This is a genomic window from Bacillus sp. B2-WWTP-C-10-Post-4, assembly GCF_009183805.1.
GTDB lineage: Bacteria > Bacillota > Bacilli > Bacillales > Bacillaceae_G > Bacillus_A > Bacillus_A cereus.
Window position 1 is genome coordinate 1 of the sequence record NZ_WEII01000005.1, and the last position, 12,555, is coordinate 12,555.

Below are 12,555 nucleotides of genomic sequence, written 5' to 3' on the forward strand. Positions count from 1 at the left end.
ATTTATATTATTGCAAAAAAGAATTGGGGAAGTGTGTCTACCTATAAGAAGATGACGCAAAGAAAAACATTAATATTTTTCTTTGCTATTTTAATGATAGGATTTTATGATGGGTTTTTTGGACCAGGGACAGGGTCGTTTTTAATTTTTGCATTTTTATTAATTGGCTTGGATTTTATTCAAGCGGCAGCATCTGGAAAACTTTTGAACTTTGTTAGTAATATTGTATCTTTAATTACTTTTTTATTCTTAGACATAATTCATTTTGAATACGGTATTATCATGGGATTATCAATGATCTTAGGTGCTTATTTTGGATCGAAGTTTGCGGTTCAAAAAGGTGTTGGATATGTAAGGACTTTATTTTTATTAGTTACTATATTATTGATCGGGAAAAATGTTTTGGAATATACTCATATTTTGTAGATTCATACGCATGTATGAATCTCTTTTTTTTATTATATTTTAAAAATTTATTAATTTTTAAAATATAAGTCTAGGAATATTTGAATAAATCTAAATTATCGTGTAGAATAATGTTGTAAAATGTAAACGTTTTTCTAAGGGGAGGCTAAAAAAAATGGTAGTAGCATACAAACATGAGCCATTTACAGATTTTTCAGTGGAGGCTAACAAATTAGCGTTTGAAGAAGGTTTAAAGAAAGTAGAATCTTATCTTGGACAAGACTATCCATTAATTATTGGGGGAGAAAAAATCACTACAGAAGACAAAATTGTTTCTGTAAACCCTGCAAATAAAGAGGAACTTGTTGGTCGTGTTTCAAAAGCAAGCCGTGAGTTAGCTGAAAAAGCAATGCAAGTAGCGGATGAAACATTCCAAACTTGGAGAAAATCAAAGCCAGAAATGCGTGCAGACATTTTATTCCGTGCTGCAGCAATCGTTCGTCGCAGAAAACATGAATTCTCTGCTATTCTTGTAAAAGAAGCAGGTAAGCCATGGAATGAGGCAGATGCTGATACAGCAGAAGCAATCGACTTTATGGAATATTATGGTCGTCAAATGTTAAAATTAAAAGACGGTATTCCAGTAGAAAGCCGTCCAATTGAATATAATCGTTTCTCTTACATTCCATTAGGAGTAGGTGTTATCATTTCTCCTTGGAACTTCCCATTCGCAATTATGGCAGGTATGACAACAGCTGCTTTAGTTTCTGGTAACACAGTATTACTAAAACCAGCTAGTACAACTCCTGTAGTAGCAGCGAAATTTATGGAAGTATTAGAAGAAGCTGGCTTACCAGCTGGCGTAGTAAACTTCGTTCCAGGTAACGGTTCTGAAGTTGGTGACTACTTAGTAGATCATCCTCGTACACGTTTCGTAAGCTTCACGGGATCTCGTGATGTAGGTATCCGCATCTATGAGCGTGCAGCGAAAGTAAACCCAGGACAAATTTGGTTAAAACGCGTTATCGCTGAAATGGGCGGTAAAGACACAATCGTTGTTGATAAAGAAGCAGATCTTGAATTAGCAGCTAAGTCTATCGTTGCATCAGCATTCGGATTCTCAGGACAAAAATGTTCTGCATGTTCTCGTGCAGTAATCCATGAAGATGTATACGATTACGTATTAAATCGTGCTGTTGAATTAACAAAAGAATTAACAGTTGCTAACCCAGCAGTATTAGGTACAAACATGGGTCCTGTTAATGACCAAGCTGCATTTGATAAAGTAATGAGCTATGTTGCAATTGGTAAAGAAGAAGGTAGAATCTTAGCAGGTGGCGAAGGAGACGATTCTAAAGGCTGGTTCATCCAACCAACAATCGTTGCTGACGTTGCAGAAGATGCTCGCTTAATGAAAGAAGAAATCTTCGGACCAGTAGTAGCATTCTGTAAAGCGAAAGACTTCGATCATGCACTTGCAATTGCAAACAATACGGAATACGGTTTAACAGGTGCTGTTATTACTAACAACCGTGACCATATTGAAAAAGCACGCGAAGACTTCCACGTTGGTAACTTATACTTCAACCGTGGATGTACTGGTGCAATCGTAGGTTACCAGCCATTCGGTGGGTTTAACATGTCTGGTACAGACTCTAAAGCTGGTGGACCTGATTATTTAGCGCTTCACATGCAAGCAAAAACTACTTCTGAAACTTTATAAGAAATAGTAGAGGAGCTCTTCACAGAATGTGAAGAGCTCCTTTTAAAATTAAAATCCTATATATTACCATCGTTCGAAGGGAATGAGCTAAAACCTATTAATAGCGGGATAAACATGTGAACAGAAATAAAATGATGAGAAAAGTTGACTTATTAGTCATATTTTTTAGTATTCATTTTGAGAATTTCCTGTATAATACAATTTGAAAGAAAATCTATGGTTCGACAAGGAACACTCCTTTCGGTTTTGCTCACTGAAAGGAGTGTTTTTTTATGTAGCTAAAAATTCTTTTGTGCTTATTACATTTGCATATACACCATTTAAACTAGCTAAAATTGTATTATGAATATAAACAGCTGGTATAGTAGCGTTCTTAAAAGAAAGGTCTTTTGTAGCACAAGCATCATGTATAACGGTACATTGAAAGCCAAAATCGAATGCAGCCCTTACTGTAGCATCAATACACATATGAGTCATCATCCCGCATACAACGACATGTTCAATGTCTAAACGCTGTAATTGCTCTAGAAGATTAGTTTCTCGGAAGCTATTTGGATAATGTTTGACTATAACTGTTTCTTCTCTAAGTGGACGTACGCTTTCGTGAATATGTACACCTTCTGTATTAGGTAGGAAAAAAGTAGCGTCATCTTTTATAGCTACGTGTTGGATATGAAAAATAGGTTCGCTGTTTGTTCTAAAGTATTGTAATAACTGATTAGCATATTCGCTTGCTTCTACTGGATTACGCAATTCCATCTTTCCATTTGGAAAATAATCGTTTTGAATATCGACGAGTAAAAGAGCTGTTTTCATATATTTATCTGCCTCCGAGTTTCATATTCAAATAAATTTATTCAATTCGTGGAGAGGATTCTCCTGTTTAAAAATATGAGGAAGAAGAATTTTAAATAACCTTGAAAGTTACTATTTTCTCATGAATTTTCATCTGAAAATTTTAATAAAGGAATAATTAATATTTTTCTAAAAAATGTATTGACTCTTATTATTCTGAGTTCTATAATGAGAATTAATTAAATGACAATTAAATCGATACATTCTTATCCAGAGAGGTGGAGGGACTGGCCCTACGATACCTCAGCAACGGGTTTTTTAATACCGTGCTAACTCCAGCAAGCCATATAAAGGCTTGGAAGATGAGAAGATGTGAATGAGTACATATAAGTGCTCTCCTTCTTATCTTTATGGTTGATAAGAAGGAGAGCACTTTTTATTTTACCTCGAAAGCTCTACTTCAAGTTTTTACAGCATATAGGAGGGGAAAAAATGATTTCTTTTAACAACGTAAGTAAAGTGTATGAATCAGCTGGGCAATCTGTTCATGCGGTGGAGGATGTAACATTATCAGTTGAGAAAGGCGAAATTTTTGGCATTATCGGTTTTAGTGGCGCTGGAAAGAGTACGTTATTACGCTTAGTAAATATGTTAGAGAGACCGACGGCAGGAACGATTTCAATAGATGATAAAGACATTACATCATTATCGACGAAAGAATTACGTAAACTGAGACAAAGAATTGGAATGATTTTTCAAAGTTTTAATTTATTTAATTCAAGAACAGTATTTGGAAATATTGCTTATCCATTAAAGTTAGCGAAAGTACCAAAGAATGAGATAAAAGAAAGAGTAAATGAACTGCTGAAGTTTGTAGGGTTAGAAGATAAAGCAAACTATTATCCAGAGCAGCTATCAGGTGGGCAAAAGCAGCGTGTGGGCATTGCTAGAGCTCTTGCGACATCGCCAGATATTCTTATATGTGATGAGGCAACATCAGCTTTAGATCCAGAAACGACGACAGAAATTCTAAACTTATTAAAGAAAGTAAATCGAGAATACAATTTAACAATTCTTCTTATTACACATGAAATGCATGTTGTGAAAGAAATTTGTCACCGTGTAGCTGTAATGGAGAAGGGGAAAGTTATTGAAGAAGGAAAACTGTTTGATGTTTTCACGCAACCAAAAACAAAGACGACTCAAAACTTTGTACGTTCTGTCATTAATGATCATTTACCGGAAAGTGTTCTAGCGAAAATTCAAAATGGTGGTCAAATTTATCGTCTAACATTTACTGGTGAGGAGACAGGACAGCCGGTACTATCATATATCGCAAAAAACTATAACGTCGATGTAAATGTACTGTACGGAAATATTATTGAACTTCAAAATGTGCTATTTGGAAATCTTCTTGTAGAGTTGCAAGGTGAGCAGAGGGAAATTCAAAAAGCATTACAACATCTAAGACTGCAAGTGCAGCTGAAGGAGGTAGAAGCTCATGCGAGTTGATTGGAGTATATTTTGGCCGCGCATACTAGATGCGACGGGGGATACCCTCTTAATGGTAATTGTAACCCTTATATTTGCCACAATTCTGGGTATACCTCTAGGTTTACTTTTATATATAACGAGAAAAGGAAACTTTTTAGAAAATAAATGGGTCTTTTCTATTCTTAACATCATAATTAATACAATTCGCCCGGTACCATTCATTATCTTTTTAGTAGCCTTAAGTCCACTAACAAGAAGTGTTATCGGAACGACGATTGGAACAGCAGCGGCAATTTTCCCGATGACGTTAGTCGCATCAATTGGTATTGCTAGAATGGTTGAAACAAACCTTGTTTCCGTTCCGAAAGGAGTAATTGAAGCAGCGCAAGCAATGGGCGCCTCGCCAATTAGAATTGTTTTTGAAATCCTTGTACCAGAAGCGTTAGCACCATTAATCTTAGGTGTCACATTTATGACAGTTGGTTTAATTGAATTTTCTGCAGTTGCTGGGCTTGTCGGTGGTGGCGGTCTTGGTGACTTGGCAATGACATATGGTTATCAACGTTTTGATACATCAGTTATGTTCGTAACGGTCGTGTTACTTATCATTCTCGTACAGATAGCTCAAAATTTAGGAAACTACTTTGCGAAAGTCTTGTTACGCAGATCATAAAAAGGAAGAGAGGAAAAGAAAATGAAGAAAATTTTAGCATTTGCATTATCAGCGATTGTAGGAGTCTCAGCATTAAGCGGCTGCTCAAGTGGAGACACGGGTGCAGGAGCGAAAGAAAAAGTAGTTCGCGTCGGTGTAACTGGAACGGATGGAGACGCTTGGGAAATTTTGAAGAAAAAAGCTGAAAAAGAAGGGATTAAGATTAAACTGGTGGAGTTCTCTGATTACACAACGCCAAATAAAGCGTTAGCTGATGGAGATATTGAATTAAACTCATTCCAGCATATTGCTTTCTTAGAGCAATTTAAAAAAGAGCATAAGTTAGATATTACAGCTGTTGGTACAACGCAAATTGCGCCAATGGGTTTATACTCTGAAAAATATAAGAAAGCAAATGAAATCCCAGATGGTTCAGAAATTGCAATTCCAAACGATCCAACGAACCAAGCACGTGCATTAAAACTTCTTGATGCAGCTGGATTATTAAAGCTTAAAAAAGACTTTGGTCTATTTGGAGATCCAAGTGGTATTGCTGAAAATCCGAAGAAATTAAAAATTACACCGGTTATCGCACAGCAAACACCTCGTGTGTTAAAAGATGTTGCAGCATCAGTTATTAATAACGGTGTTGCTGGTCAAGCTGGATTAGATCCAGCGAAGGATCCTATTTTCTTAGAAGATCCAAACAATGAAAATGCGAAGCCATATATTAATATTTTTGCAGCTCGTACGAAAGATAAAGATGATCCAACATTAAAAAAAGTAATTGAACTATATCATTCAAAAGAAGTAACAGATGCAATTAAGAAAGAAACAAATGATGGTTCCATTTCAGTAAATCTTTCACTTGATGAGCTTGAAAAAATCGTAAAATAATCATTGGGTTTAATGGACTAACAGAAGGAACCCCTCCGCTGTTAGTTCGTTCAACATATAAACTTAACAAACAAACCCTAATTCTGTACCTTCCAATTTTGTATAACGTAGAATCCAATGTTTGTTAAGTAGAGTAATGGACCAGGAGTTTTCCTGGTCTTTTTTTATGAATGAAAATAGCTAGCGAACAGTAAGGTGATCCAAATTATAATGGGATAAGAAAATAAGCTGAAAAGGAGTGTAATTACGAATTGCTTTGGATGAATTAAGTGTTTTTTTGATAAAAAAAAGAAAATAGAAAAGAGAGTAATGAAAAATGCTGATATTACGCCGGGGTTATAAGAGCGATAAATGAAAAACAAAATAATATGTTGAACAGAGTTGAAGAAGATGGCCCCTTGTATAAAAATAATCCAGCATATAGAAGACAAGAAGTTAAGTTGATATAGAAGACGATAAGTAATACAAAGATTGTTAATACGGAAATGGCGATGAAAAATTGTTGGCTAGTTATAAGACGGATTGAAAATTGATTAGCAAGGTATTGTGGCATTTGGAAAGCTTCTTCAAGGTTATGAATGAAAAATAATAAGGGAATGATCCAGAATATAGTAGTGGAATGTTTTTTCATCAATTTACATCACTCCAATAAAGTATAGAAAGCCTAAAAAAGGCCCTCTATACAGAGATGGTTATTCAATTATGATATTTTTTAAATTAACTTCATGATGCTCTCGTTCTTTCAGATAAGCAGCTAGTTCCTCTTGTAAAATATTTAATATTTGCTTAGCTGATTGTTGGATTGGATTAGGTAGCTCTTCTAATATATGCATCCCGACTTTTACTTTTGTACGAATTACCCTTCGTAGTAATTCCTCATGCATGTACTACACCTCCAAACCGAATATTTAGTATATCTTCTTCAAATTTTGCTCCTTGAATAGAAAGGTGTGTTAATGTTTTTGGTAACGTGATGTTCCGTTTAACAGAACCCGCTCGAATAATAAGTTCATCACCTTTTTGATTTAAGGAAAGTTCACTTTTGTTTGAGAAGGGAATGGACAGAACGAAAATATACTCATCGCCATCCTTTTTTACATATTGAGTGCGCCCGTTAAATTTCACTTCTGTAGGGGAATGATCAGTTTTAAATAAAGAATCTCCTACACGTTCTAACATAGACAAACCAACAACTTCTTGTTCAAACATTGGAGCTTCGTAAATAGGAAGGGGTTGAAAACTATCTTGAATTAATGTTGTATATTTCTTCTGTGTATCTTTCCATGCCTGAAAATAAGGATCGGTGACAGTGTTAGGGATGACGCGGTTAATCATAATAGCATCTACGTTATAATCGTATAAATTCAAATAAGTAAAGCTACGCTGGGCTTCTTTAATGACCATTTTTTCAGGATTTACAACGATGCGGATACTTGTTACTTCTCGATTTGATAAAATATCTCTCATTTCTCCGAGCTGTTCAAGTGTACTTGTTAATTCGTCCATAATATCGTCGGTTGGAAGAGGGACACCAAGGAGTGGTTGAGCTACAGGACGAACGACTTTTAAAACTTTTCTTTTAATAGGAAATAATTTTTCCATCCACCAGCCGAGCATGTCTGGAAAGCTTAGCATTGCTAATGTTTCTCCTGTTGGAGCACAATCAATGATAATAACATCATATGTGTTTTGTTTATAATAATCGAGTACGCGAAGTAGGCTAATTAAATCTTCCATACCAGGAAACATCGTTAACTCTTCTGTTGTAATATCATCAGCTGCTTTGGAAGTGAAGAGTAGTGTAATATATTTCTGTAATTTTCCCCAGCCTTTTTCCATTTCATAAATCGTATTAATTTCTTGTTCCCACAAATTTTCACGAATTTCTAGTGGTTCAGAAGATAGCCTTATACCAAATGAATCTCCTAAACTATGAGCAGGATCTGTGCTCATTACTAATGTTTTTAATCCTTGTTTCGCACTTTGAATTGCTGTTGCTGCTGAAATGCTAGTTTTTCCTACGCCGCCTTTACCTGTATACAAGATAATTCTCATCATTCATATCCCCTTTGTTTCGAATGTCGAATATTACGAGTGTCGAAGTAAATAGTTGAATAAAAACCCAGACAGGGTTTTATTCAATCGGAATGTTTTTCATTTTAGGTGTAGAAACTTTTTCTTCTGTTTTCTGCTGTGACGTAGCGATGTGATTCATGATTTTTTGGAAGATTTGTAGTAAGAATGCTTTTTCTTCTTCTGATAATGCTTCTGTTACTAAGCTAAAGTAATGGGCCGCATTTTGTTTTACTTCTTGAACGAGCATTACGCCGTTTTCTGTTAACCGAATTAATACAATACGTCGGTCATTTTCATCACGGTAGCGTTCAATAAATCCCTTTTTTACAAGGCGATTTACAACGCCCGTTGTTGTACTCATCGGTATATCAAGAAGATCAGCAATTTTCGTCATTGTAATATCTGTATTTCGTTCCATCCAAAGTAAACAAAATACTTCTGTTTTAGAAAGTGTTAAATCTAGGCTTACCCATTCTTCAGGATAGAAAAGTTTCTTGGCGTTATCTAGCAGTAAGTCTAAAAAATGTTCATATTGCAACAATTAATTCCACTCCCGTATATTTCGAGGTTCGTAATATTTATTTTTATTTTATGTAGAATAGAAATAATTGTCAATGATTTTAATTGTTTTTTCAGATTAGGCAGAAAACTTTCTTTAAAATAGTATTCTTTTATGATAGATTTATAAATATAAAACTAGAATTTACATAAAAATCCATCATGGTAAATATACTTATCTATAATGGGTATACAGCTAACGAGGGGGAGAACGATGAGAAGACGTAATACGCAAGCGTTCACGTTTTTAGCATGGACTTCATTTGTTTGTGCGCTTTCAGGTATGCTAATTGGGATTTATACGTTAGATGAAACGCTTAGTGTAAAAGGATACTATTTAATTGGAACATTATTTTTAACGATGTCTTGTTTTGTATTACAAAAAACAATTCGTGATAATGAAGAAGATAACGAGAGATTTCCGAAAAATAAACCGTTAGATAAAGAGTAAATTGTAAAGAAAGGCATTTGCCTTTCTTTTTTTATGTAAAAATGGCGTAAGTACTCTGTGTTGACTTGCTTGAAGTACTGAAAATTTGGTATCATCAATAGTATTGTAGATTGAACGATATATTATGGAGGTGGCCTAGCCGTGTCAAGAATTTCCGTTGAGAATGTAAAGCACGTAGCACATTTAGCACGTCTTGCAATTACTGATCAAGAAGCAGAAAAATTTCAAAAACAACTAGATGCAATTGTTACATTTGCAGAACAGTTAAATGAATTAGATACAACAGATGTAAAACCAACAACTCATGTATTAACTATGAAAAATGTTATGCGTGAAGATGTACCAGAAAAAGGTTTACCAGTTGAAGAAGTATTAAAAAATGCACCGGATCACAAAGATAATCAAATCCGTGTTCCAGCAGTATTAGAATAGAGGAGGGGAATTTCGATGTCATTATTTGATCATTCAGTATCAGAGTTACATAAGAAGTTAAACAGCAAAGAAATTTCCGTTACGGATTTAGTAGAAGAATCTTACAAACGTATTGCGGATGTTGAAGATAACGTAAAAGCTTTTCTTACATTAGATGAAGAAAATGCACGCGCAAAAGCGAAAGAATTAGATGCAAAAATTGGTGCTGAAGATAATGGTTTATTATTCGGTATGCCAATTGGTGTAAAAGATAACATTGTAACTAACGGTCTTCGTACAACTTGTGCGAGCAAAATGTTAGCAAACTTCGATCCAATTTATGATGCGACAGTTGTGCAAAAGCTAAAAGCTGCTGACACAATTACAATCGGTAAATTAAACATGGACGAGTTCGCAATGGGTTCTTCAAATGAAAACTCAGGATTCTACGCTACGAAAAACCCATGGAACTTAGATTACGTTCCGGGCGGATCTAGTGGTGGTTCTGCAGCAGCTGTAGCAGCAGGAGAAGTACTATTCTCTCTAGGTTCTGATACGGGTGGTTCTATCCGTCAGCCAGCTGCATATTGCGGTGTTGTAGGTTTAAAACCAACTTATGGACGCGTATCTCGTTACGGATTAGTAGCATTCGCATCTTCACTTGACCAAATCGGACCGATTACACGTACAGTAGAAGACAATGCATACTTATTACAAGCTATTTCAGGTATTGACCGCATGGATGCAACTTCTGCAAACGTTGAAGTTGGAAACTATTTAGCTGGTTTAACAGGCGATGTTAAAGGTTTACGCATTGCTGTACCGAAAGAATACTTAGGCGAAGGTGTTGGCGAAGAAGCTCGTGAGTCAGTACTAGCTGCTTTAAAAGTATTAGAAGGTATGGGCGCAACTTGGGAGGAAGTATCGCTTCCACACTCTAAATACGCTCTAGCAACGTATTACTTACTATCTTCTTCTGAAGCATCTGCGAACCTTTCACGCTTTGATGGCGTGCGTTACGGTGTTCGTTCTGATAATGTAAATAACTTATTAGATCTTTACAAAAACACACGTAGTGAAGGTTTCGGTGATGAAGTTAAACGTCGTATTATGCTTGGTACATTTGCGCTTAGCTCTGGTTACTATGATGCATATTACAAGAAAGCACAACAAGTACGTACATTAATTAAAAACGACTTTGAAAATGTATTTGCTAACTATGATGTTATTATTGGACCAACAACGCCAACTCCGGCATTTAAAGTGGGCGAAAAAGTTGATGATCCAATGACAATGTATGCAAATGACATTTTAACAATCCCAGTAAACTTAGCGGGTGTTCCAGCGATTTCTGTTCCATGTGGATTCGGTGCTAACAACATGCCACTTGGTCTACAAATCATTGGTAAACACTTCGATGAAGCGACAATTTACCGCGTTGCACATGCGTTTGAGCAAGCAACAGACTATCATACAAAAAAAGCAAGTCTGTAAGGAGGCGAGCATAGATGAATTTAGAAACAATTATTGGTTTAGAGGTTCACGTTGAGTTAAAAACAAATTCGAAAATTTTCTCTGCGAGTCCAACAGAATTCGGAGCGGAGCCAAATACACAAACAAGTGTAATTGACTTAGGATACCCAGGGGTACTTCCTACTTTAAATAAAGAAGCAGTTAACTTTGCAATGAAAGCTGCAATGGCATTAAACTGTGAAATCGCAACGGAAACGAAGTTTGACCGTAAAAACTATTTCTATCCAGATAACCCGAAAGCTTACCAAATCTCTCAATTTGATAAGCCAATTGGTGAAAATGGTTGGATTGAAATCGAAGTAGACGGTAAAAAGAAACGTATCGGTATTACACGTCTTCATTTAGAAGAAGATGCTGGTAAATCAACGCATACAGCTGATGGTTCATTAGTAGACTACAACCGTCAAGGTATGCCTTTAATCGAGATCGTATCTGAGCCAGATATGCGTACGCCAGAAGAAGCATATGCATACTTAGAGAAGTTAAAATCAATCATTCAATACACTGGTGTATCTGATTGTAAGATGGAAGAAGGTTCATTACGTTGTGATGCGAACATTTCTCTTCGTCCAGTTGGACAAGAGAAGTTCGGTACAAAAGCGGAACTGAAAAACTTAAACTCATTCACTTACGTACAAAAAGGTCTTGAGCATGAGCAAGTGCGCCAAGAAAAAGAACTGTTATCTGGTGGCATCATCCAACAAGAAACACGTCGTTATGATGAAGCAACAAAGAAAACAATCTTAATGCGTGTGAAAGAAGGATCTGACGATTACCGTTACTTCCCGGAGCCAGACTTAGTTGAACTTTACATCGATGATGAGTGGAAAGAAGCAGTTCGAGCTTCTATTCCAGAACTTCCAGATGCACGTAAAGCTCGCTACGTTGCAGAACTAGGCTTACCAGCTTATGATGCACACGTGTTAACATTAACGAAAGAAATGTCTGATTTCTTTGAAGCAACTGTTGCAGACGGTGCTGATGCGAAATTAACATCGAACTGGTTAATGGGTGAAGTACTTGCATACTTAAACAAACAACAAAAAGAATTAAAAGATGTTGCATTAACGCCTGCTGGTTTATCTAAAATGGTTCAATTAATTGAAAAAGGTACAATTTCTTCTAAAATCGCGAAGAAAGTATTTAACGAATTAATTGAAAAAGGTGGAGACCCAGAAGAAATCGTTAAAGCGAAAGGTCTTGTTCAAATTTCTGATGAGGGTACACTTCGTAAAGTTGTAACAGAAATTCTTGATAATAATGAGCAATCTATCGAAGACTTTAAAAACGGTAAAGACCGTGCAATTGGCTTCTTAGTTGGTCAAATTATGAAAGCTACAAAAGGACAAGCAAATCCACCACTTGTTAACAAAATCTTACTTGAAGAGATTAATAAGCGATAATAGTAGTGACTTTTAAAGATTAAGCAGAAAAACACCCGTACATGGGTGTTTTTCTAGGTTAATCAAACGTTTGTTTAAATGAGACAAAATCGTTTAAACAAACGTTTGATTAACTGTCAAAAGTGGAAAAATGTTTGTATAGCAACTATGGTATGAT

The 12,555-nt window shown here is 35.8% G+C and carries 12 protein-coding genes, 2 pseudogenes and 1 riboswitch; of the genes and pseudogenes, 9 read left to right on the forward strand and 5 right to left on the reverse strand.

Translation table 11 applies throughout. From position 1 onward, the window contains the following. Together GBN78_RS04435 and pruA are read left to right on the forward strand one after the other, a co-directional pair. Positions 1-426, forward strand: a 426-nt coding sequence (locus GBN78_RS04435) for a sulfite exporter TauE/SafE family protein (RefSeq protein ID WP_152126998.1), incomplete at its 5' end; no start/stop codon positions are given. A gap of 154 nt (positions 427-580) precedes the next feature. Then, positions 581-2,128, forward strand: a complete 1,548-nt coding sequence (gene pruA / locus GBN78_RS04440) for an L-glutamate gamma-semialdehyde dehydrogenase (RefSeq protein WP_098686118.1) — start codon at positions 581-583, stop codon at positions 2,126-2,128. Positions 2,129-2,378: 250 nt separating this feature from the next. Here pruA and GBN78_RS04445 read toward each other — a convergent pair. Further along, positions 2,379-2,944: pseudogene (locus GBN78_RS04445) on the reverse strand (cysteine hydrolase family protein). Between the two features lie 242 nt (positions 2,945-3,186). Further along, positions 3,187-3,292, forward strand: a riboswitch (SAM riboswitch). Between the two features lie 123 nt (positions 3,293-3,415). Between GBN78_RS04445 and GBN78_RS04455 the strand changes: the two are divergent. Genes GBN78_RS04455 through GBN78_RS04465 form a run of 3 tightly spaced genes read left to right on the forward strand, consistent with a single transcriptional unit; the run spans position 3,416 to position 5,966 of the window. Beyond that, positions 3,416-4,435, forward strand: coding sequence for a methionine ABC transporter ATP-binding protein (locus GBN78_RS04455; RefSeq protein WP_000622969.1), 1,020 nt, complete (start codon positions 3,416-3,418; stop codon positions 4,433-4,435). Then, positions 4,425-5,090, forward strand: coding sequence for a methionine ABC transporter permease (locus GBN78_RS04460; RefSeq protein WP_088019933.1), 666 nt, complete (start codon positions 4,425-4,427; stop codon positions 5,088-5,090). The genes GBN78_RS04455 and GBN78_RS04460 overlap by 11 nt, the downstream gene beginning before the upstream one ends. Positions 5,091-5,111: 21 nt before the next feature. Continuing rightward, positions 5,112-5,966, forward strand: coding sequence for a MetQ/NlpA family ABC transporter substrate-binding protein (locus GBN78_RS04465; RefSeq protein WP_000721597.1), 855 nt, complete (start codon positions 5,112-5,114; stop codon positions 5,964-5,966). Between the two features lie 164 nt (positions 5,967-6,130). Here the strand turns inward: GBN78_RS04465 and GBN78_RS04470 are convergent. From GBN78_RS04470 to GBN78_RS04485, 4 genes and pseudogenes are all read right to left on the reverse strand, one after another. Next, positions 6,131-6,519 (reverse strand): annotated as a pseudogene (locus GBN78_RS04470) (HXXEE domain-containing protein). A gap of 139 nt (positions 6,520-6,658) precedes the next feature. Further along, positions 6,659-6,850, reverse strand: coding sequence for a DUF3926 domain-containing protein (locus GBN78_RS04475; RefSeq protein ID WP_000544105.1), 192 nt, complete (start codon positions 6,848-6,850; stop codon positions 6,659-6,661). Further along, complete coding sequence (locus GBN78_RS04480) at positions 6,843-8,024, reverse strand: ArsA family ATPase (RefSeq protein ID WP_193224725.1); 1,182 nt, start codon at positions 8,022-8,024, stop codon at positions 6,843-6,845. The genes GBN78_RS04475 and GBN78_RS04480 overlap by 8 nt, the downstream gene beginning before the upstream one ends. Positions 8,025-8,100: 76 nt before the next feature. Continuing rightward, the gene (locus GBN78_RS04485) at positions 8,101-8,583 is read right to left on the reverse strand and encodes a MarR family winged helix-turn-helix transcriptional regulator (protein WP_000942463.1); all 483 of its coding nucleotides are present in this window, start codon (positions 8,581-8,583) and stop codon (positions 8,101-8,103) included. Between the two features lie 231 nt (positions 8,584-8,814). On the opposite strand from GBN78_RS04485, the gene GBN78_RS04490 reads away from it, so the two are divergent. From GBN78_RS04490 to gatB, 4 genes are all read left to right on the forward strand, one after another. Further along, a complete protein-coding gene (locus GBN78_RS04490) occupies positions 8,815-9,051 on the forward strand; it encodes a YiaA/YiaB family inner membrane protein (RefSeq protein WP_001254393.1) in 237 nt (78 codons plus the stop codon). A gap of 141 nt (positions 9,052-9,192) precedes the next feature. After that, positions 9,193-9,483, forward strand: coding sequence for an Asp-tRNA(Asn)/Glu-tRNA(Gln) amidotransferase subunit GatC (gene gatC / locus GBN78_RS04495; protein ID WP_000086999.1), 291 nt, complete (start codon positions 9,193-9,195; stop codon positions 9,481-9,483). 15 nt (positions 9,484-9,498) lie between these two features. After that, positions 9,499-10,956 carry an Asp-tRNA(Asn)/Glu-tRNA(Gln) amidotransferase subunit GatA gene (gatA, locus tag GBN78_RS04500; RefSeq protein ID WP_000051455.1) on the forward strand — a complete coding sequence of 486 codons (1,458 nt, stop codon included), beginning with the start codon at positions 9,499-9,501 and terminating at the stop codon, positions 10,954-10,956. A 14-nt stretch (positions 10,957-10,970) separates the two neighbouring features. After that, on the forward strand, positions 10,971-12,398 hold the full coding sequence (gatB, locus tag GBN78_RS04505) for an Asp-tRNA(Asn)/Glu-tRNA(Gln) amidotransferase subunit GatB (protein ID WP_001047685.1): 1,428 nt from the start codon (positions 10,971-10,973) through the stop codon (positions 12,396-12,398). The last annotated feature ends 157 nt before the right edge of the window (positions 12,399-12,555 follow it).

Coding starts and splice junctions, on each gene's coding strand:
- GBN78_RS04475 (WP_000544105.1), bottom strand. CDS start 6,850: ATGCATGAGGAATTACTACGAAGGGTAATTCGTACAAAAGTAAAAGTC.
- GBN78_RS04490 (WP_001254393.1), top strand. CDS start 8,815: ATGAGAAGACGTAATACGCAAGCGTTCACGTTTTTAGCATGGACTTCA.
- gatB (WP_001047685.1), top strand. CDS start 10,971: ATGAATTTAGAAACAATTATTGGTTTAGAGGTTCACGTTGAGTTAAAA.
- gatA (WP_000051455.1), top strand. CDS start 9,499: ATGTCATTATTTGATCATTCAGTATCAGAGTTACATAAGAAGTTAAAC.
- GBN78_RS04480 (WP_193224725.1), bottom strand. CDS start 8,024: ATGATGAGAATTATCTTGTATACAGGTAAAGGCGGCGTAGGAAAAACT.
- GBN78_RS04460 (WP_088019933.1), top strand. CDS start 4,425: ATGCGAGTTGATTGGAGTATATTTTGGCCGCGCATACTAGATGCGACG.
- GBN78_RS04455 (WP_000622969.1), top strand. CDS start 3,416: ATGATTTCTTTTAACAACGTAAGTAAAGTGTATGAATCAGCTGGGCAA.
- pruA (WP_098686118.1), top strand. CDS start 581: ATGGTAGTAGCATACAAACATGAGCCATTTACAGATTTTTCAGTGGAG.
- GBN78_RS04465 (WP_000721597.1), top strand. CDS start 5,112: ATGAAGAAAATTTTAGCATTTGCATTATCAGCGATTGTAGGAGTCTCA.